The sequence below is a fragment of the Sphaerisporangium fuscum genome, from assembly GCF_018531465.1.
In the GTDB taxonomy this organism is placed as follows: Bacteria; Actinomycetota; Actinomycetes; order Streptosporangiales; family Streptosporangiaceae; genus Sphaerisporangium; species Sphaerisporangium fuscum.
On record NZ_JAHDTF010000067.1, the window covers coordinates 1 to 20,833 of the forward strand.

The following is a 20,833-nucleotide window of genomic DNA, read 5'->3' on the forward strand; positions in this document are numbered from 1 at the left end:
CCCGCGGCCACCGTCGCGCCGGCGGCTGCCCGCCCCGCACTGGCCGAGCATCCGCGGCCGGGCCCTCGCCGACGCCGGGCCCCTGCTCCTGGCCGCCGCCGTCGTGGCGGTCGTCACCCTGCTCGCCGGGGCCGTGCCGCCGCTGACGCGCGCCACCGCCGACGCCGCCGTCCAGGACGCGGTCCGCCGCGCCGGAGGCGACGCCGACCTCCAGGTCCACGCCCGCCTGGAACGGGACGACGGGCCCAACCGTGGCCGCGTCCGCGCTCCCCGCCTCGCCGAGGACGTCGACGACTTCCGCGACAGGGCCACGGACGCGCTCGCCCCCGGCCTGCGCGCGACGCTGCGCCCGCCCGTCGCCATCGTCACCGGCCCCGTCCTCAAGGTCACCGACGGCAGCGTCCTGCGCAACTTCCAGCTCACCTATCTCGCGGACGCCCACGGCGGGCCCCGTGTGACCTGGATCGCGGGCGGCCCGCCCCGGTCCGCCGTCCCCGAGGCGGACGGCCATGTCGAGGTCCCCTACGAGGGGCCGCCCTGGCCGGTTCAGGTCGCCCTGTCGGAAGCGGACGCCGAGGCTCTCGGCGTGCGACCGGGCGCTCACCTCCCGCTCGCCGACGACCGGGGGAACGTCAAGAAAGTCCAGCTCAGCGGCATCTTCCGGCCGACCGACAGCGCCGACCCCGCCTGGCGGCCCGCCCCCTGGCTGCTGCGTCCCGTCTCCGGCGCGGACGGCGTGGGCACCACGCGGCTCGCCGGCCTGCTGTCACGCGAGTCCCTGCCCGACGCCCGCCTCGCCTTCGAGCAGGACCAGCTGCAGCGAACCGTCCGGTTCACCCCCGACCCGGGCACGCTCACGTCGGATTCCGCCCAGGCGATCGCCGCGGCCCTGGTCACCCTCAAGGCGACCTCCGGCTCCTCCGGCGCCCTCGACGGCTCCCTGAAGTGGGAGACCCGGCTCGACGCCCTGCTCTGGAACGTCCGGACCCAGATCGCTGCCGCGTCCGCGCAGGCGTCGGTCCTGCTCACCGGCGTCCTGGCCGTCGCCGTCCTGGTCCTGCTGCTCGCCGCCGACCTGCTGGTCCGCCGCCGAGCCCCGGCGCTCGCCGCCGCCCGGCAGCGAGGGGCGGCCCTGCCCGACATCGGCGCCGAGCTGCTGCTCGAGTCCGCCGCGGTCGCGCTGTCGGCCGCCGCGGCCGGGCTCGCGCTCGCCCGCGCGGCCGCCCCCGGCGCCGACTGGGGGTGGGTGCTTCCCGTGGTCCTCGCCGCGGCCGTCGCCGGTCCCGTGTACGGGACGCTCGCCGCCGCCCGTGCCACGCGCGACCGGCGTGTCCCGGCCAACCGGAGCGCGCGCCGATGGGCCGGCCGAACGGCCCGGCTGCGCCGCGCCACCCTCGAGGCCGCGGTCGTGATCGCCGCGGTCGCCGCCTTCGTCGTGTTGTACCAGCGCGGGATCCTCCCGGCCGCGGCCCCCGGCGACGCGGCCGGCCCGGACGGTGGCGGCGTGCTGCCCGCGAGCGCGCCCGCCCTCGGCGTCCTCGCCGGCGCGCTCGTCCTGCTGCGGCTGCTGCCCGCAGGGACGCACCTCGCGCTGAAGCGCGCCCTGCGCTCGCGCCGGCCGCTGGCGGTGTTCGGCGCGGCGCGGGCGGCCGCGACGTCCGCGCGGGTGCTGCCGCTTCTGGTCCTGGTGACCTCCGCCGCCCTGGCGTCGTCGGCGCTCACACTCGCCGCCACCGCCGGCCAGGGCCTGGAGGACGGCGCGTGGCGCACCGTCGGCGCCGACGCCCGCCTCGACGTCGTCCCCGCCGCGGCGGCCTCCACACCCGCGCTCGCCCGGCGCATCGCCGCCGCGCCGGGAGTCCGGCAGGCCGTCGCCGCGCAAATCACCGACGGGGCGCGGGTCGTCGCCGACTCGCTGGTCGCCGCCCCGCGCCTGGTGATCGTCGAAGCCGCCGCCTTCCGGCGGCTGCTGGCGTCCACCCCACTGCCGGACGCGCCGCAGCTTTCCCGCCTCGCGGCGACCGGCCACGGCGACGTTCCCGCGCTGGTGCGATCAAGCGGCGGCGACCTGCGGCCCGGCATGCGGCTCCAACTGCTCCGGGACGGCGCCCCGGCCATCCGGCTCACCGCCGTCGGTACGGCGCCCGCCGTCGGTGACGCCGGCGACGTCGTCCTCGTGGACGCCGCGGCCGTCGCCGCCGCCGGTATGCGGGCCGTGCCGAACACGGTGTGGGTGACCGGCCCCGGAGCGGCGCGGGCCGTCTCGGCGGGCGACGTCGCCGCGACCGCCGTGCTGCGCGCCGACGTGCTGGGCGCACGCCGCACGGCTCCACTGACCGCGGGACTGCTGCGGTTGGCGTGGGCCTCGGCTCTGACCCTGCTGATCCTGGGACTGCTGGGGCTCGCCCTCGGCGCGGCCGCGAGCGCGCCCGAGCGGTGGCAGACCCTGACCCGGCTGCGCACCCTCGGTTTGCGGCCACGGGACGCCCGCTGGGTCGCTGCGGGGGAACTGCTGCCGCCGGTGGTGGTCGCCGCCGTGGCCGGCCCGCTGCTCGGGGTCCTGGTCGCGCGCCTCGCGCTCGGCCCGCTCGCGCTGCGGCTGCTCACCGGGCAGGACGCCGATCCGTCCCTGGTGCCGCCCTGGGCGCGGCTCGGCCTGGTGGCGGTCGCGTTGCCGGCGGTGGTCGCCGTGGTGGTGCCCATCGAGTCGGCCCTGCGCCGCCGCCGGCGACCCGGCGAGGTGCTCCGCGCGGGCGAGGGATAGCCGCACGGCCTACTTCACCACCTGCGGCTCGTGTGCGGCTACCGTAGCGCGCCACCAGCGGCGCGACGCCAGCGCGGCCGGCCCGGCGCCGGCGGTGTTGATCGACACGTCGTCCACAGAGGACACCCGGTCCAGCCGCAGGACGTACTGCGCGGTGCCGACCGCGGCCGGCGACATCCGCCACGCCCATGCCGGCGTGGTGCCGACGACACCGCGACGGCGTGCCAGAGCCCACGTCACCAGCGCGGCCAACGGCAGTCCGGCCACCGTGATGAGTGCCACGCCGGTGAAAGTGCTCGAAGATGTTCTCCTCGACGTAGTCCCAGTACGTCTTGCCGGTCACGGCCTGCACGATCAGCGCGGGGATGGCGACCTCGGCGCCGGGCGCTGAGGTAATGGCTGAAGTTCTTCACCCAGCGCGGACGATGCCCCGAAGGCCGCAGCGTGCTTCCTGCCGAGTTGCCGCCGCGGATGCGGCGCGATCAGGCGGCGGGCGCGCCAAGGGTGCTGGTGACCGTACGGATCTGGCGGCGGAGCCAGCGGTGTCCTTGATCGGCTACGTGGCGGGGGTGCCAGGCCATCCCGATCGCCACCGGGGGCAACTCCAGTGGGATGGGGAAGGCTCGCAGGCCCAGCGCGGTGAGGGTCTGATCCAGCCATCCGTCGATCGTCAAGCAGATGAGGTCGCTGGTGGCGGCCAGCATCATCGCCGTGGTGTGACTGGGAACGACCGCGGCCACCCGTCGGCGCAGGCCGTGCTGGGCCAGTGCGGTGTCGATGGGGCCGCGCAGTCTCCCGCGACGTGAGATGCCGATGTGCGGTGCCTGCGCGAAGCGGTGCGGGGTGATGGGCTCGGCGAGCAGAGGGTGTCCTCGCCTGGCCACGCCCACCATGGCCGTTCGAGCCAGCGGTTCGGTGCGGATCTCCGGGTCGAGGTTGCCCAGCACACCGAGCTCGATGTCCACCTCGCCCTGCCGCAACCCGGGACCGCCCTCCAGCGCCTCGGGTGCGAACACCACGTCCACCTGTGGTGCCAGGGCGGCGACCCGTTCCAGGAGCGGGGCGGCCAGGCCGGCCAGCAGCAGGTCACTGGCCTGAATGGTGAAGGTTCTGCGCATCTGGGCGAGATCCAGCGCGGCCGCGGGGGCGAGCAGGGCCTCGGACCGCTGAAGGAGTTCGCGTACCTCCTCACGCAGTTCCAGCGCACGCGGGGTGGGCACCAGACGCTGCCCGGCGCGGACGAGAAGCGGATCGCCCAGGACGCGGCGCAAGGTGGCGAGCTTGCGACTGGCCGCCGCAGGGGAGGTGCCCAGCCGTGCTGCCGCCCGGGTCACGCTGACCTCGTCCAGGAGGACATCGAGTGCCACCAGCAAATTCAGATCCATGAGCATCCCCGTCCGACTTGCGCTGGGCGGAAAGATTACTTGCCTATCTTTGCATTGCTCGACAGGGCGCGCCTCTTCGAGACTGGCCTGGCACATCCCAGACGAGGAGGAACAGATGACGCACGACGCACTGGCCGGGCGGGAAGGCGACGTTCTGGCGGTGGTGAGCCAGAGCGGGCCCACGGTGTCGTTCTTCGACGCGGCCGGCCACCGGCTGCTGGGCGTGCTCGAGGTCCTGGCCGAGCCGCACGAGCTCTGTCTCGACCCGGCGCGGCGCCTGCTGTGGTGCACGCACAGCTACCGCGCGGGCTACTACCACGCCAACAGCGGCCGGCGCAGCGAGATCACCCTCATCGACCCCGACGAGCGCCGCATCGTGGACGTGATCGACCTGGCGCCCGAGCACGCGCCGCACGGGCTCGCGCTCGACGCCGGCCGGGACCTGCTGTACGTCAGCGTCGAAGGGGCCGAAGACCGGCCGGGTGGCGTAGTGGTCGTCGACCTCGCCACGCGCAAGCCCATCGGCCGCATCGACACCGGAGCCAGGGGCCCGCACTGGTTCGTCATCAGCCCGGACGGAAGCGCGGGCTACGCCAGCAACAAGGAGGCGCCGTACGTGTCGGTGGTGGACCTGCGCACCGGCACGATGACCGCCAGGGTGGAGGTGCCCGGCAGCGAGGGCCTGGCCGTCTCCGGTGACGGCGGCAAAGTGTTCGTCGCCGCTCCCTATGGGTCATTCGCCGCCTCAGGGGCTACGGCGGCACCCGGCATCCGCGTCATCGACGCCGCCACGGCGTCGGTCACCGAGATCCTGCCCACCGGCGCGGTGGCGTTCCCCGTCCACGTCACCGCCACCGGACGGCTGCTCACGGGCGAGCTGCGCATGGAACCCGCCACCGACTCCCGGCTCGGCCGCCAGGCACCGGGCCGGCTCACCGTGTTCGACGCCCACGACCATCGGACGCTGGGCGGCATCGAGGTCGGACGCTTCCCGCTGACGATCACCTCCTCCTCCGACGGCCGGCTCGGCTACATCTCCTGCGTGTCCTCCTCCACGGTGGACGTGGTGGACCTGGAGGAGATGCGCCGGCTGGAGCGTTTGGAGATCCCCAAGCGCGGCGAACCGGGCGCGCACGGCCTGGCCTACATCCCACGGCAGACGTCGTGAGCACGAGCCGGCCCACGACCACGGCCGGCGGCCTCGGCCCGTCACCTGGCCCCTGTCCGCGAGGACGCCATCTTGGAGGCCGTCCACGACCTGTTCCAGCGCCGGATCTTCGGGGCGCGACGCCACGATGTTCTCGCGAGCGATCTCCTCAAGGCCGACCAGGAGATGCAGGCGCCGACTGGGAAGCACGCTGGTTCTGCTGATCGCGGGGAGTCTGGCCGGTCTCGGCGGGCGATCGCCGACGCGCGGTACGAGCTGTCGAGGCGTTCGACGGTGAGTGGTCCGATGACCGGCCAGTAACACCGTCCTGGAGGAGCAGTCAGGTCGGCCGACCGTTGACAGACATCGGAGGGATTTCTACGATCACTCTAATCCAAATTGGATGGCCTATATCTCGCCGAAGACGTCGAATACCGACAAGGCCCGGGTGGGGCGTCAGGTGCTCGCATGGAACTGGAACTCCGTCATCTTCGGATACTTTGCGCCATAGCCGAGGCCGGCAGTGTCGGCCGGGCGGCGTCGATCCTTGGGTACAGCCAGCCGGCCGTCAGCACGCAGTTGAGCCGCATCGAGGGCTATTTCGGGCGGCTACTGTTCGAGCGATCCGCGTCGGGAGTCGAGCCGACGCCGTTCGGGGCTGAAGTGCTGGCGCAGGCCCATGATCTGCTGACGCGGGCGGAACGGATCGGGCGACGGCGGAACGACCCGGCCGGGCGGGAGACACTCCGGCTGGCGGCCACGAATACGCCGATTCTGCCCGGCATGGCCATGCGGCTCCAGTCCATGCTCCCGGAGGTCGCTCTGACGGTCAGCAGTGTCTACGCCACCTCCGACATCGTCGATCTGCTGGAGTCCGCTGCGATCGACGCCGCGATCGCAGCCGACTATCCCGGCCGGGAGCTGGAGCACTCTGCGGCCATCTCACACCGTGGGGTCGTAACGGAGCCGGTGTTCGTTGCGCTGCCGGCGACCCATCGGCTCCGGCACCGTACGGAGCTGTCGCTCGATGAGCTCGCCGACGAGGCGTGGTTTCTCACGCCCGATGACGGGGCCGGCTGGCCGGGCGTCTTCTACTCCGCCTGCCGGGTCGCGGGATTCGCGCCGGTGGTCGTGCACGAATTCCTCGGAGACAGGCTGCAGCTTCAGCGGATGATCGCAGAGGGCATCGGCATCACAGTGGTGCAGGCGACGACCAAGCCCATCGCCGGGGTCGTGATCAAGCCGCTGGTCGGCACCCCGCTGTGGTGCCGCTATGTGCTCGTGTGGCGCCGTGAGGGATCGGCCGCCAACGCGGCGGAGACGTTGTACATGGCAGCGGTCGAGGCGTACCGGGAGCTGATCGGCCGGGCGACGCACTTCCAGTCCTGGGCGGAGCGGATCTACCGCGTCTTCTGAGCCGTGTTATGGCCTTGCTGCTTATTGTCATATCCCTTGACCCATTGTCGGGTTCGCAGCCCGAGTGAGATGGTGCATCGCACCGCACATGTGACATAGCACTAGGAGTGCTGATGGGTCATCTCACCCCCCGATTCATCGCTGCCGGCATGTCGGCCCTGGCTGTCGCCGCCTGCCTGGCCCTGACACCCTCCATCCCCGCCGTCGCGGGCGCGCCCGCCCGCTCACCGAAACCTGAGCAGGTGGGGGCGCGCGACTCCTCGCCTGACAAGGGCGCTCCGCGATCCGCCTACCATGCACCCCTGTCCGTCGCCGCGGCCCGTCCGGAACTCGTCCCCGAGAAGAACGCGAAATCCGACCGGTCCGCGAGCCCCCAGGCGCCCGTGGCGCAGACCTGCACCGTGGACGACTTCGCCAACCGTTCGGGCTCGGCGCTGGTGGCGTTCGTGAAGGGCTCGGCGACCTCGGGCTGCTTATACGGCCTCTTCAACCTGTCGCAGACGGACGGGCGACGTGCTTTCACCGACGCGAGCATGACCACGGTCTCGAACGCCCTCGGCTCCACGTCCGCGAGCTACCCGGGCGACAACTCCACACAGGTCGAGCAGTTGCTGCTCTACCTGCGCGCCGGGTACTACGTTCAGTACAAGTACATGTCGTCCTTTCCCGCCTTCAGCGCGGCAACCCACGAGGCGACCAGAGCCGGGCTCGATGTCCTCGTCAACAGCGCGCGCTTCCTGGACGTCGACGACGAAAACGGCTCGATCGGTCACGAGGCGCTGTACCTGACCGAGAACGCAGACCTGCAGGCCAAGTTCCTGAACGCCTACAAGCGGGTGCTCGACGGGTACAACAGCAGCACCTGGACGTCCTACAACATGCTCAACTTCGCCAACGGCGTGATGAACCCCATCCTGTCCGCCTACTGGAACGCCGACTTCACGGCCACGTTGACCGCGGACCCGAGCCTGCTGGACACGCTCTACAACTTCGCCATACGACATTTCGACCTGCTGCCCGGGGACAACTACTACCTGCCCGCGAACGCGGGTGGCCTCATGACGCACGCCGTGACGATCCCGGCGCTGAAGTCCAAGGTCCAGCCGCTGACACGAGACTTGCTCAGCCGTTCCGCGCTGGGCACATCGACCGCTCCACTGTGGATCGACGTGGCAGGCGAAATCGACCAGAACGACAAGGCCAACTGTTCCTACTACAACGCCTGCGATTTCCTCACCAAGATGAAGGCGGCGTCCCAGAGCCGGTCCTACTCGTGTGACTCGACCCATCGCATCGTCGCGCAGGCGATGACGAACTCGGAGTTCACCGAGACATGCACCAGCATCCTCAACCAGGACGCCTACTTCCACACCCTGGTGAGGGACAACGGCCCGATCCCCGGGGACTACAAGGGCTCCATCGAGCTCGACATCTTCGCCACACGCAGGGACTACCACGTCTACTCGCAATGGATCTACGGCAACTCCACGGACAACGGCGGCGAGTTCCTCGACGGCGACCCCACCGACCCGAACAACCAGCCGCGCTTCATCACCTTCCAGGAGCTCAACCAGTCCGACGGGCCATGGGCCGCGAACATCCGTAACCTGAACCACGAGTACACGCACTATCTGGACAGCCGCTACGACATGAAGGGCGGTTTCACCCAGGAGACCTCCTACCCCAACATCTGGTGGATCGAGGGCGTCGCCGAATACGTGTCCTACGGCTACCGGGGCGTCATCGACCGAAACATGATCTCCGAGGCGGCCACGCACCGCTACAGCCTGAGCACGCTGTGGCAGAGCACCTACGACAACGCCGACACCACCCGCACGTACCCATGGGGTCACCTGGCCGTGCGGTACATGTTCGAGCGGCACCGCAGCGACATCGACCACCTGCTCGGGAGGTACCGCGCCGGCGATTACCAGGGCGCGTACAACTACGTCAACAGCACCATCGGCAACCGGTACGACTCCGACTTCGACAGCTGGCTCACCGCGTGCGCGAACGGGGCCTGCGCAAGCACCAGCACGCAGGCCAAGTTCTCGACCTCGGTGAACGGTTTGACGGTCACCCTGACGGATCAGTCCACGGCGTCGGCGGGCGCGACCATCACCGGGCGTTCGTGGTCGTTCGGAGACGGCACCACCTCGACGGCGAGCAATCCGACGAAGACCTACTCGGCCGCGGGCACCTACACCATCAGTCTCACTGTGACCGACAGCAAGGGCAAAACCGCCTCGACCTCGCAGCCGGTGACCGTGTCCGGTGGTGGCGGCGGCTCCCTGCCGACCTGCTCCGGCGCGACGTACGTCATGGGGCAGAACTGCCAGCGGTCCGGTATCTCAGGGGCGCAGGGCAACTCGACTGCCCTGACCGTCTACGTACCCGCCGGCGTCACCCTCGCTATCACCACGTTCGGCGGCTCCGGCAACGCTGATGTGTACTACAACCCCTCCACCTGGGCGACGCGCGACAACTACACCGCGGTGTCCCGGGCATCGGGGAACTCGGAGCGGCTCAGCATCTCCAACGCGACCGCGGGCTGGAGGTACATCACGCTGTACGGCTCCTCGGCCTTCAGCGGCCTGACCATCCAGACGCGGTTCTGACCCAACAAGGGGAAGCCCGCCAGGGTAGAGGAGGCGAGCGGCCCACAAGGCCGCTCGCCTCATCCTCAGCCGTGGGCTGCGTCTTCCTCGGCGTCAGGCGGCTCTGGTCTTCCGGGTCGATTCCGTGTGGTTATCGTCGGGCCTGTCAAGGGCTCGTCTCCGGAGGGGCGTACGGAGCGCGTCAAGGACGCCACATCCCGCCTGGAGGTCGGCAGGCGGTCGTGGCGCCGCTCGCCGGGGAACTCCTCGGGGGCGCCGGTCACGCTCTCGACATCACCGGCGTGGAGGACGCTCGCCGCGAACGCGGCTCGCGCCTCGTGCTCGCTCACCGAACCGACGGCCGTCAGGAGCGCGTTCCTTGCGAACATCGGACCTTTGCCTTCGACTCCGGGGCTTGCAGACCTCGGGTGGACGAAGATTGGCAACTCCGCCCACGACTTTCCGCAGGTAGACAAGGCGGGTTCCAGAAGGACATGGATTCCATCATCCAGACTTATCTCCACGGGCTTGGAAACACCAGATGAATGCCTTGCCAGACCCCGCAAGGCGGGCGTAACGTCCTGCGCAACGCAGGCGAGACATCGGACGGATCAAGCCGAACATGACGTCCGGGCAACCGATTGCTTGAATCCTCCGGCTCGGTACGGCGACCGTGCCTTGCAGGAAGGAGGCCGCGGTGGCAGTGACCGACGTGGCGATCCACAAGATCAAGGTGATGATCATCTCAGGTGGGTTCGTCAGTGGTGCGCGACAGCCGGCAGCGGCGGTCGTCCCGGCTGGAATGGTCGCCATCGCCGTTCTCTGCCTTCACGTCGGTCTGTGGCCGGCGCAGACGGCGAACGCCGCCACAACGACAACCGCCTGGCGGAACGGTGGCTTCTCTGTCGACACGCCCAATGTGGTGCGTCGGTCCGACATCGTGCTCGGTGCGCCGAACACCAGGGCGTCGCAGTTCGTACCGCTGGGCAATGGCACTCTGGGCGCCGCGGTGTGGGCGGCTGACGGGTTCACAGCGCAGCTCAATCGGTCCGACACCTTTCCCGCCCGGAAGTCGCCAGATCGATCGTCTCGGAGCAGGCAGCGGTGAGGCCGGGGCGGGCCGCCGCGACTGATAGGTGGATGGGGCAGCCCATGCGGCTCCCTGGCGCATCGTGCTGGGGAACCGCCGAGACCGGCCGGACAGGCCCACCAGGAGACGCTGTCCGGCCGGCCGGTCTACACCGCCTGGTGGGGCCGTCGCCCGGAGTGCTGCCGCCGGGACGAGCCTGACGTGTGCCGTTACACCGTCACCACCAGGATGAGATGGGTCTGCCGTCGGGGGTCATCCTCCGGTCCTGGCGCGGATGGCCGCGATCATGGCGTTGAGGCCGATGGTGTTGAACGGTTTGCCCAGTGTCCGCATGAGGGAGTCCTGGGAGGGCCGGTAGAGGCCGTACCGGTAGTAGCCGGCTCCCTCGTAGGCGCCGACCACTCCGCCGTCCGGTGTGGGCCGGCCGAGGTACTGGTACCACTTGCGCCGCATGCCGGCCAGCTGGGCGGCGTTGTAGACGCTGATGTTGGGGGCGCTCGGCTCGGCCCAGGTGTAGCGGCCGTAGGGGGTGTCGTACTCGTCGGCCAGTCCGCCCATGGAGTGGCCGAGTTCGTGCACCGCGATCCACCCTGATTGGTTGTTGCCGCCGGAGGCGGTGGCGACCCTGCCTCCCGCGCCGCCGTACTTGGTGGAGTTGGCCAGCGCCACCACCTGGTCGGCCTGCGGCGCGTTGGCGGCGTAGGCGAGGGCGGCGGACTCGTTGACGCACAGCAGGCGTTCCAGGTCGCCGCACCAGAACCCCATGCCCAGCGCCGTGTTCTTGGTGACGCCCTGGGTGGGGTCGTTGTCGACACCCGACTGGGGGGAGACGACGTCGACCATCCAGACGTTGAAGGAGTCCTTGTAGGTCCTGAACGGCTCCACGCTGGTCATCAGCGCCCACTGTGCGGCGGCGTGGGCGTGGAAGGTGGCCAGCTGGGTGGCGGTGTAGCCGTCGCCGACGAAGACCAGGTCGAAGCGCTGGTCGGAGGGGCCGGTGTGCTGCAGGGCCACGACATCGGCCGGCGGGGGTGCGGTGAAGGCCGTGGGTGGCTGTGGGCGCTGGGCGATCTCCGCCTGCCGGATGGTGCCGTCGGGGGAGAAGAGCTCCACCCACTCGGTGGGCTGGGTGCGGGCGCTGGCGGGTGAGGCGACCAGGACGGCCAGGAGCAGGCCGGCCGCCGCCAGGTGGGGGGTTCGGCGCACGGTATCTCCTTGCGAGAAGGAAGTGCTGTCCCCCCAAGGCTGAGCAGAAGGTGCGCGTCCAACTAATCCGTAATATCCATAACTCTCCAGTTATGCCGTGAATGTCTTCTCGTACGCACGGGTAGACCACATTGATCATTTCGTTCGGTACGGCGAAGGCGGGCACCAGGCCGCGCAAGAGGAACCCCACCTCCTCGCCGGCGACCTCCGCACGTTCTTCACCCTTCGCCGATGACGTCCCCCGCAACTGGTGAACGTGCTCCCGGCATGGCCGGTTACGCGGCCTTCGGGGCGCAGCGCATACCGATGTAGATACAGCCCGTCCCGTCCGGCAGCGTTGAGAAGACCACGGGTGTGTAGTCCTCACTAAAGGCCGCCCCCACCCCCGTACCGGCGAAGACCGTCTCCGTCACCGGCAGCAAATCGATCTGAAGGGGCTCGGAAAAGTCCTTCATGCCGTCGACGAACTCGTAGAGCGCGTGCCCCGTACCGTCCTTCTCGGTCACGGTGATGACCACGCCCTCGCGCCGGTACGTACCCGCGAGGGGTGCCCAGTCGACCACGGGCGGCGAGGCCGGCGGGGTGAAGGGCTCCGGCATGGTCACCCCGGCCAGCTCGGCGAGGAGCTCGCGGTAGAGCGCTGCGTACACCTCACGCGCACCGCCGCCGTTGGTGAGCAGCGCGACCGCCACGCCCGCCGACGGCACCACGCGCAGGTAGCCGTACTGGCCGATGGAGGCGCCGTCATGGCCGTAGCCGGCGACGCCGTTCCAGTCGTACAGTGTCCAACCCAGGCCCCAGCCATCCGAGCTGACCGTCCACTTGTCGGGGCAGTCCACCACGCGGCGCTGCATCTGCGCGACCGTCTCCTCGGCGAGCACGCGGGTGCCGTCCGCGGCCACGCCGCCGGCGAGGTGCATCCGGGCGAGCCGGGCCAGGTCGCCGGCGGTGGCTATGACCCGCCCGTATGGGCCGGCCGAGCGCGGCATCAGGTCCCAGGACGGCGCCGGGTCCGGCTCCTGGCCCGGCGTGCCCAGGTGCCCCATCGCCGCCCGGAACCGCAGCGCCTCCTCGGGCAGCGTCATGGTGTGCGTGAGGCCGAGCGGGGCCAGGAGCAGCTCCTTGAGCGCCTCGTCCCAGACCTTGCCGGTCACCACCTCGATGATCCGGCCGAGCACGTTGTAGCCGACGCTGCTGTAGGAGATCGCGCTGCCGGGCGGGCAGTCGAGCGCCACGTTCTTCGCGGCCTCGACGTACTTGGCGAGGCAGTCGTCGCCGCGCCCGCTGTCGTAGGTGAAGTCGCAGGTGAGACCGCTTGTGTGGCTGAGCAGTCGGCGGGTGGTGATCTTCCTGGTCGCCTCGGGGTCGGCGGCCGAGAACTCCGGCAGCACGTCCACGACCGGCGCGTCCAGATCCAGTTCGCCGGACTCGGCGAGCTGCATGATCAGGGTGGCGGTGTAGATCTTGGCTATGGAGCCCATCTGGAAGACCGAATCGGTCGTCACCTCCACGCCGGTGCCGCGGTGCAGGACGCCGCTGGCCAGTTCGTGGACGGTGTCGTCGACGAGGATGGCGAGGGCCGCGCCCGGCACATGGTGCTTGGCGCGGAGTTGGTCGAGGCGGGATTGCCAGTAGGCGAGATCCAGCTTCCGGCCGGCGGAGTCCCGCGTCCCCCATGGCCCGTTGGCGCCCCAGTTGCCTTGCTCGTCCCAGCTCACCTTGTTCGACATCGCAGGTTCCCATCTCGATACGCACTCGATGCGAACAATGTACGCATCTCGGAACGCTGTACGCAAGACGCGTACGACGTGCGCTACGATGAGAGGAGACGAAGCGGCTGAGAAGAGAGGTGAGGTCTATGCCATTCGGCGAGAAGCCGATCGCCTCGGTGTGGACCCGTCCGCACCATCCGCAGCGGGAGCAGCTGACCCGCGAGCAGATCGTGGCTGCGGCCATCGAGCTGCTGGACGCGGAGGGCGTCGAGGCGCTCAGTATGCGCAAACTCGGCGCCCGGCTCGGCGCCGGAGCCACCTCCCTCTACCGGCACGTGGCCAACAGGGACGAACTCATCCAGCTAGCCGTCGACGACGTCTACGGAGAGCTCGACCTGCCGGTCTCCGCCGGCCGCACGCAGTGGCGCACGACGGTCGCCCGCATCGCCATTGAAGTGCGGGCCATGGTCCTGCGCCACCCCTGGATCGCCCCCGAGCTCGGCCAGGTCGGACTCATTCACATCGGCCCGAACGCCATGCGGATGTCATCGGAGCTGCTCACGCAGTTCGAGGTGGCCGGCTTCCCCGAGAACGAGAAGCGCGAGGCCGCGGCGACACTCATGTCATACGTCATCGGAATCGCGACCACCGAGGCCGCATACGTCTCACTGATCGCCCGCAGCGGCAGCACCGAGCGCGCATGGGTGGCGGACCGCAGCCCCGGCTTCGACGAGAACGTGGACCCGCGACAACTCCGCGAGGACCAGTTCGCGTACGGCCTCGACCGGGTCCTCGACGGCCTGGCGGCCCGGCTCTAGCCGGGCAGTGACCGTGACCCTCGCGCCTCCGCGGGCGCCACGACTGTATCGGGAGTCGTTAGGGCGATGACTCCTGGTCGGGGTTCCGTCTGCGGGCGTGGAGCCGGGGCTGATGTAGCAGGACCGCCCACAGGGGGTCAGGGCCCGGAAGTCCACGAGGGCCCGAAGATCCGCGATGAGTTGCTGATGCTCAGATGGAAGGACCCGTGGTCGTCGTCGCCCACTCCTACGGCGGCTTCCCGGCCACCGAGACGTCCACCGACCATCCAGGCCTCGCCCACCTCGTCTACCTCGCGGCCTACATGCCGACTGAGGGCGAGTCCCTCGGCAGCATCCATGGCCAGCCCGTTCCCAAGCCCGAGGATGAGGATCGCAGCGGCACCTGTCCCGTCATCTTCGATGACCCCCGCACATCGCTGTACGGAGACCTGCCCGATGACCAGGCCGAGCACGCCGTCAGCCAACTCGTCGAGCAGAGCCTGCGGTCATTCCAGCAGCCGGTGACCCGCGCAGTATGGCGGACCGTGCCCTCCACCTACGTGCTGTGCCAACGTGACCAGGCGCTTCCACTCGGGCTGCAGGCTCAGATTCCGTGTGTCGACAGGCAGAAGGGATGCCCTGCCGGGTCCAGGAGCACCCGCCGTACGTCGGGGCGCGGCTGGAAGGACGGCAGGGTGGCGCCCAGCGCGAGCATCCGCTCCTGTGCAGCGTCCAGGTCGTCGACGCCCAGTTCCAGGTGGGCCTGCTTGCCGCGGGCGGGATCGGGCCAGGTCGGGGGTTGGAAGTCGGCCTGGCGGATGAAGCCGAGCCCGGCTGCCCCTTCCCTGCCGAGCAGGACGAAGTCGTCGCTGCGGTACAGCACGGGCAGATCCAGGGCACTGCCGTAGAAGCGCGCCAGCTCGGCCGGGTCGAGACAGTCGAGGTCAAAGGAGAGGAGACGTATCCGGGGGGTGCTCATGGGACCGGACGGTAGGCCATGACCAGGACAGGAGAGGTCCTGGTCATGATGGACACTGGTGATTGTGACCAGGACCTCCTCCCGCCTGCTGCGCCTGGTGTCACTGCTGTCCGCTCGCCCGATATGGACCTGTCGTGAACTGGCCGAGCGGATGGCGGTGACCGACCGCACGATCCGCCGGGACATCGCCCGGCTGCGGGACCTGGGCTATGGCGTTGAGTCCGAGCCCGGTCCATGGGGCGGCTACCGGCTCAGTCCCGGTGCCAGGATGCCACCGCTGGTGCTGGACGATGAGGAGGCTCTGGCCGTCGCCGTCGGTCTGCGCGAGGCCGCTCTCAGCGGAGTCCTGGGCACCGGTCAAGCCGCCCTTTCAGCACTGCTCAAGCTCCGCCAGATCCTGCCCAAACACCTTGGGGACCAGATGGCCGCACTGGAGGGGGCTCTCGATCACACCCCCCGCTCCGGCGAACCGCAGATCGGCATGCCTGTGCTGCTGGAACTGGCGCGGGCCTGCGGCAGCGCGCGGCGCGCCACCCTGTCCTACCAGAACCACGCCGGCCGCGCCACCGTCCGGGAGATAGACCCCTACCGCTTGGTCCACACCGGTCTTCGCTGGTACCTGGTGGCCCGAGACGTGGCCAAGCAGGAGTGGCGCACATTCCGCGCCGACCGGGTGACGGCCGTTCACCCCACCACCGAACCAGCCGACCTGACCGACCCTCCCGAGGCAGCACAGCTGGTCTCCCAGGGCATCTCGAGCGTCAGCTACCCGTTGTACACGACCATCCGCCTTCCGCTGCCCCTGGACCGCGCCCTGGAAGCGGTCCCGCCCACCATCGGCACACACAGCCCCGATGGCCCCGAAGCCACCGTGGTCCGAATCGGCGGCAACAGCGCCGAGCGCCTGGCCGCTTACCTCCTCAGCCTGGGCACCGAGCTGACCGTCCTGTCCCCGAAGGACGTGCGCGAAGCGCTTTCCCGGCGGGCCCAGGCCCTTCTGGCAGCCAACCGCTGATGGTAGGGATCAAGGTGGCTGTTCCTCGAAGGCGGCCGGGTCGCGCGGTGGGCGTGCCGTTGCCGTGGGAGCGGACGATCGGGTAGTCGGCCGTGCCGCGCGGCGGTCGGCCACCCGCAGCGCCGGCGCGACCTGCTCCCAGGTGGCCCCGGCTCGGCGGCCGGCGTCGATCAGGTCCGGCTCGGCCTCGCTCAGCGTGCTCGCTGCCGGCGGAGGAGCGGCCGTTTATGAGGGGGTTATGTGGATCACCTCATGATCTTGTAGGTCGTCAGGCCCATGACAGCGTTGACCGCGAAGGATCACATGAAGAGTCACATCGTGCTCGCAGCCGTCTCGTCTCTGGCCCTCAGTCTGATTCCGGGAGGCGTCGCCAGTGCCGCCCCTCCTCCAGCGATGATCAGCTGGGCGCCGTGCGCCGAGGACACGACCGCCGAATGCGGCACGCTGAAGGTGCCCATCGACTGGGACACCCCCGGCGGCGCCACCGTCGACCTGGCGGTGGCGCGGCGCAAGGCCGCCATTCCGGCCACCCGGGTCGGCTCCCTGGTCGTCAACCCCGGCGGGCCGGGCGGCTCCGGTGTCGACTTCGTGGTGCACGGCAGCAGTTACTTCAGCACCGAGCTTCGCGGTCGCTTCGACATCGTCGGGTTCGACCCCCGCGGGGTGGGACGCAGCCACCCGGTGGTCTGCTCGGCAGCGCTGGTGAGTGAACGTCCGCACCCGCTCATCAAGAATCAGGCGGACATGGACGCCTGGCTGTCGTACAACCAGCGGCTGCGGGAGGACTGCCGGAGGCGCACCGGACCGCTGTACGACCGTGTGAGCTCGCTGGACGTCGCGCGTGACGTGGAGGCTCTTCGGGCGGCGCTGGGCGACGACAAGCTCACCTACTACGGCGTCTCGCACGGCACACTGATCGGCCAGGCATACGCCGAGCGCTTCCCCGACAAGGTCAGGGCGCTCGCGCTCGACTCGAATTTCGACCACAGCGTGAACACCGCGAGCTACCTGAACACCACGGCCGCCCAGACGGCCGGAGCGTTCGACCAGTTCGTCACCTGGTGTGAGGCAACGGCGTCGTGCGCGCTGAACGGCGAGGACGTCCGGGCGTTCTGGAGAAGGCTTCTTGAGCGGGCCGACCGCGGGGAGCTTCACGAGCCGGGTCGGCCGGACGTACCCCTGGGCGCCTACGAGCTGGTGGACACAGCGTTCGCTGGACTCTACAACCCCAATTGGGCCGAACTCGCCCAGATGCTGGTGGCAATCGACACCGGTGGCCCGCACCCGGCGGCGAGCGCCCAGAAGGACGAGGAGGTGAGGGTCAGTACGCCGGTGTTCTGCCAGGACTTCCACCTGCCGGTCACCGACTACAGGCAGTACGCCTCACTCCTGCGCCGGCAGGCGGCGCGGGCCGGGGACATGAGGTACAGCACGGCTGCGCTGGGCCGGATCGCGGGTTGCCTGGGGCAGCCCACGCCCATTCCCAACCCGCAGCACCGGCTACGTGTGGACGGCACCCCGCCCATATTGCTGGCCTCCTCGCTGAACGACCCGGCCACCGGCTACCAGTGGACCCTCAGCACGGCCAAGCAGATCGGCGCCGAGGCCGGCGCCGACGGAGCTTTCGAGCGTCTGCCATAGCCGTCTGATCGAAAGCACCGGAACTGGCGGGATGCCGGTCCCGCCCCGGTGCCAGAACCCGAAGCCGATGGTGAACGCGCTGTCCATGCCCGGATGTGCTCCTGCCTCGAACGGCAGGACTCGCAGCGTGACGTTGTCGAGTCGTCCGATCCCTGCCAGTCGTTGCAGCTGGCCGCGCATAGCCGATCTGCCGCCCACGAGGCGACGTATGGCCGCTTCGTTCAGGACGACCCAGATGTTGGCCGGGTCGTCACCGGCGGCACGCGTGAGCCGTACCGTCGCCGGATCGGTCGGCGGTACGGCTCACGTCTACAGGCCGGGTCAGCTCTGGGCGGCCTTGCGGGCCGCGTGCTCCAGGCGGTCGCGGTAGGTCTCCCACCACGCCTGGTCCATCTGAGGCACCCTTCCCCCGACCGAGCCGTCGATCAGTTCCCTCACGATGTCGGCCTGCCCGGCGTGGCGGTGGGTTTCGGCGATCAGGTGGATCAGGACGGTGTGCAGCGTCGCCTGGGCGTACTCCTCGGGGAACCACGGCACGTGGCCGATCGCGTCCAGGGCGAGGGCCTCGATGGTGGCGTCCGCGTGTTTCCAGGAACGCCGGTAGGTGTCCACGATGTACTCGCGGGACTCCTCGGCGGTCGCCCACATGTCGGTGTTGGGCTCGAAGGCGTTCGGGCCGAGGTCCGGGCGGAACCACGGCACCGGCTCGCCGTAGTGCCGGCCGAACACGAACCCCAGGTACAGCAGTTCGACGCCGGCCAGGTGCTTGACCAGTCCGAGCAGGTTGGTTCCGGTCGGGGTCATCGGCCGGCGGACGTCGTACTCCGAGAGCCCGTCCAGCTTCCCCACGAGCGCCTCCCGGGCCTCCTGGAGATAGCGGCGCAGGTCTGCCTTCAGTTGTGCCTCATGCGCGGCGCGTCCTGTGTTGGACGATGCGTCGGTCATGGGAGTCCTCCCTGGTAGGGGTATCAGTCGGTCCAAGAGGAGACTCCGGGCATGAGGCAGAATCATCGGTCGTGAGCGAAATTTCCTCCGAGGTGGCTGAGACGACGGACGGGCGAGCCGACGATTCCGACCTCGACCGGGCGCGGGGCGGGGACGACGCCGCGTTCACCCGCCTGGTACGGCCCCTGCGCCGGGAACTGCACGCTCACTGTTACCGAATGCTCGGCTCGGTCCACGACGCCGACGACGCTCTGCAGGAGGCCCTGCTGAGGGCGTGGCGGGGGCTCGCGCGCTTCGAGGGACGGGCCTCGCTGCGTTCCTGGCTGTACACCCTGGCCACCCGCACCTGCCTGGACGCCGTCGCGACCCGTGGCAGGCGGGCCCTGCCCGTCGACCTGGGCCCGTCCAGCTCGCACGCCGTGGTGGGCGAGGCGCCGATGACGGACGTCGCCTGGCTCGGCCCCTATCCCGACACCGCCCTCCCCGCAGGCCAGGCCGGGCCGGACGCGCGGTACGAGCAGCGGGAAGCGGTGGAGCTCGCCTTCGTCGCCGCGCTGCAGCACCTGCCGGGCAACCAGCGGGCGGCGCTGCTGCTCTTCGACGTCCTCGGCTTCTCCGCCGCCGAGATCGCCGCCATGATGGAGACCTCGCCCGCGTCGGTGAACAGCGCTCTGCAGCGGGCCCGCACGACCGTGGCCCAGAAGATCCCCTCATCGAGCCGGCAGCAGGTGCCGCGGAAGGCCGGCGACGTGCGCCGGCGGGAGGTGGTCGCCCGGTTCGCCGCCGCGTTCGAGCGCGGTGACGTGGACGCTCTGGTCGCGCTGCTGGCCGAGGACGTCACCTGGTCGATGCCGCCGCTGGCGCGCTGGTACCGGGGCGTCGAGGCCGTCGCCGGCTTCGCCGCCACGGTGCCGTTGACCGCGTGCGGCTCCTGGCGGCACCTCCCTACCGGCGCCAACGGCGCGCCTGCCGTGGCCTTCTACCTGTGGGACGAGGAAACGTGCGCGTACAACGGCTGGTCGATCACCGTACTGACCCTGCGCGGCGACCGCATCGCCGAGATCATCTCGTTCCTCGCCCCGGACCACTTCGAGCCCTTCGGGCTCCCCGCCTCGCTGCCCTGACTCAAGGACGGATCTCCGGGTGATCACCTGTAGGGCCGGGGAGAGCCGGACACTTCGGGAATCGGGGGCAGAGGTTGTGTCAGTGGTCATGACAAGATCGCGCGGGTGAGGCTGGAGGGCGGCAGGGATCCAGCTGCGCACCGGCCGCCGCCTGGACCTCAACGGCCTGCCGACTGCGTAACGCCGGACGCTCGCCCGTTCCGGCGGCACGTCGGCGATCGCGCCGGCACCGACATCGAGACGGCCGAGTACGCCGAAGGCTGCGTGGTCACCACGCCCACCCGCGCGTTGGAGTTCGGCTACCCACTCCGGACCCGGTCCGTCGGCGTGCACTTCAAGCCGTGGGGGGCTGGCGCCGTTCCTGCCGATGCCCGCGGCCGAGCTGTGTGACCGGCCGGTGACGGTAGAGCAGGTTCGGGGCGGGCCCGCCATTGCTGAGCTGCGAGACCGGCCGGCCACGGCGGACGGACCGCACGAGATGCCGACGCTGCTCGAGGAGGAGCTGATGCGACGGCTGTGCGAGACCGCCGGCCTGGGGCTGGTCCGCCACACCAGCAGCCTCATCGCGGCGACCAGCGGGGCGGGCGATCGGCGACCGGGACGTGTCGATGCCCCAGGACACGGCGAGCGTGCTGAGTTCAGCCCTGATCAGCCCGGAGAAGCGACCAGGACCGGCGAGCCGAGCCCAAGGGCTCCCAAGTGGAAACTCGCCGGTCCTTCGGTTGAAAACTCCTCCAGAGGAGGACCTTCATGGTAAGCCGCCAGCCCGAGCGCATCCATTCCTTCGCGCGAGCCGTGCCCTGGGGCGGGGCCCAGTGTCCTCGTGAGCTCCGGTGGGCAGCGCTCTACCGTCCGGGCGGCCGATCTGTGTCGCGTCGCTGGTGGCGTGTGAAGATGTCCAGCAGTACGCCGACGGGCATATCGGCCTCGGTGGGGTAGCGGAAGCTGCGATCCGGGTTGACCGTGTAGCGGTTACGGCGGCCGATCTTGGATCGGTTGAGGTAGCCCTCTTGGT

At 70.1% G+C, this 20,833-nt stretch carries 15 protein-coding genes and 2 pseudogenes; 10 read left to right on the forward strand and 7 right to left on the reverse strand.

The features are described 5' to 3' along the window. Positions 1-2,764: FtsX-like permease family protein (locus KIK05_RS45825; protein WP_214417232.1), on the forward strand; the 2,764-nt coding region annotated here is incomplete at its 5' end. 9 nt (positions 2,765-2,773) lie between these two features. On the opposite strand, the gene KIK05_RS45830 is transcribed toward KIK05_RS45825, so the two are convergent. Both KIK05_RS45830 and KIK05_RS45835 read right to left on the reverse strand, forming a co-directional pair. Beyond that, positions 2,774-3,046, reverse strand: coding sequence for a VanZ family protein (locus KIK05_RS45830; RefSeq protein WP_214417233.1), 273 nt, complete (start codon positions 3,044-3,046; stop codon positions 2,774-2,776). Positions 3,047-3,246: 200 nt separating this feature from the next. Continuing rightward, a complete protein-coding gene (locus KIK05_RS45835) occupies positions 3,247-4,149 on the reverse strand; it encodes a LysR family transcriptional regulator (protein ID WP_214417234.1) in 903 nt (300 codons plus the stop codon). A gap of 115 nt (positions 4,150-4,264) precedes the next feature. Between KIK05_RS45835 and KIK05_RS45840 the strand changes: the two genes are divergently transcribed. From KIK05_RS45840 to KIK05_RS45855, 4 genes are all read left to right on the forward strand, one after another. Next, positions 4,265-5,317, forward strand: coding sequence for a YncE family protein (locus KIK05_RS45840; RefSeq protein ID WP_214417235.1), 1,053 nt, complete (start codon positions 4,265-4,267; stop codon positions 5,315-5,317). A gap of 447 nt (positions 5,318-5,764) precedes the next feature. Then, positions 5,765-6,712: a LysR family transcriptional regulator gene (locus KIK05_RS45845; RefSeq protein WP_214417236.1), complete on the forward strand. Its 948-nt coding sequence runs from the start codon at positions 5,765-5,767 to the stop codon at positions 6,710-6,712. Positions 6,713-6,825: 113 nt separating this feature from the next. Further along, positions 6,826-9,330 carry a collagenase gene (locus KIK05_RS45850; RefSeq protein WP_214417237.1) on the forward strand — a complete coding sequence of 835 codons (2,505 nt, stop codon included), beginning with the start codon at positions 6,826-6,828 and terminating at the stop codon, positions 9,328-9,330. Between the two features lie 676 nt (positions 9,331-10,006). Continuing rightward, on the forward strand, positions 10,007-10,417 hold the full coding sequence (locus KIK05_RS45855; RefSeq protein WP_214417238.1) for a hypothetical protein: 411 nt from the start codon (positions 10,007-10,009) through the stop codon (positions 10,415-10,417). Between the two features lie 234 nt (positions 10,418-10,651). On the opposite strand, the gene KIK05_RS45860 is transcribed toward KIK05_RS45855, so the two are convergent. Further along, positions 10,652-11,605 carry a M64 family metallopeptidase gene (locus KIK05_RS45860; RefSeq protein WP_214417239.1) on the reverse strand — a complete coding sequence of 318 codons (954 nt, stop codon included), beginning with the start codon at positions 11,603-11,605 and terminating at the stop codon, positions 10,652-10,654. A gap of 275 nt (positions 11,606-11,880) precedes the next feature. Continuing rightward, positions 11,881-13,335, reverse strand: a complete 1,455-nt coding sequence (locus KIK05_RS45865) for a serine hydrolase domain-containing protein (protein ID WP_214417240.1) — start codon at positions 13,333-13,335, stop codon at positions 11,881-11,883. A 128-nt stretch (positions 13,336-13,463) separates the two neighbouring features. Between KIK05_RS45865 and KIK05_RS45870 the strand changes: the two genes are divergently transcribed. Continuing rightward, the gene (locus KIK05_RS45870) at positions 13,464-14,135 is read left to right on the forward strand and encodes a TetR/AcrR family transcriptional regulator (RefSeq protein ID WP_214417241.1); all 672 of its coding nucleotides are present in this window, start codon (positions 13,464-13,466) and stop codon (positions 14,133-14,135) included. 194 nt (positions 14,136-14,329) lie between these two features. After that, positions 14,330-14,704 (forward strand): annotated as a pseudogene (locus KIK05_RS49665) (alpha/beta hydrolase); the annotation flags it as partial. A gap of 14 nt (positions 14,705-14,718) precedes the next feature. Here the strand turns inward: KIK05_RS49665 and KIK05_RS45880 are convergent. Then, complete coding sequence (locus tag KIK05_RS45880; protein WP_214417242.1) at positions 14,719-15,093, reverse strand: VOC family protein; 375 nt, start codon at positions 15,091-15,093, stop codon at positions 14,719-14,721. 64 nt (positions 15,094-15,157) lie between these two features. Between KIK05_RS45880 and KIK05_RS45885 the strand changes: the two genes are divergently transcribed. Together KIK05_RS45885 and KIK05_RS45890 are read left to right on the forward strand one after the other, a co-directional pair. Beyond that, positions 15,158-16,108, forward strand: coding sequence for a helix-turn-helix transcriptional regulator (locus KIK05_RS45885; RefSeq protein ID WP_214417243.1), 951 nt, complete (start codon positions 15,158-15,160; stop codon positions 16,106-16,108). Positions 16,109-16,501: 393 nt separating this feature from the next. Continuing rightward, positions 16,502-17,749, forward strand: coding sequence for an alpha/beta fold hydrolase (locus tag KIK05_RS45890; RefSeq protein WP_214417244.1), 1,248 nt, complete (start codon positions 16,502-16,504; stop codon positions 17,747-17,749). Positions 17,750-17,827: 78 nt separating this feature from the next. Here the strand turns inward: KIK05_RS45890 and KIK05_RS49670 are convergent. Further along, positions 17,828-18,010: pseudogene (locus tag KIK05_RS49670) on the reverse strand (Scr1 family TA system antitoxin-like transcriptional regulator); the annotation flags it as partial. Between the two features lie 60 nt (positions 18,011-18,070). Then, complete coding sequence (locus KIK05_RS45895) at positions 18,071-18,694, reverse strand: DinB family protein (protein ID WP_214417245.1); 624 nt, start codon at positions 18,692-18,694, stop codon at positions 18,071-18,073. 71 nt (positions 18,695-18,765) lie between these two features. Between KIK05_RS45895 and KIK05_RS45900 the strand changes: the two genes are divergently transcribed. Next, positions 18,766-19,818: a sigma-70 family RNA polymerase sigma factor gene (locus KIK05_RS45900; protein ID WP_214417246.1), complete on the forward strand. Its 1,053-nt coding sequence runs from the start codon at positions 18,766-18,768 to the stop codon at positions 19,816-19,818. The last annotated feature ends 1,015 nt before the right edge of the window (positions 19,819-20,833 follow it).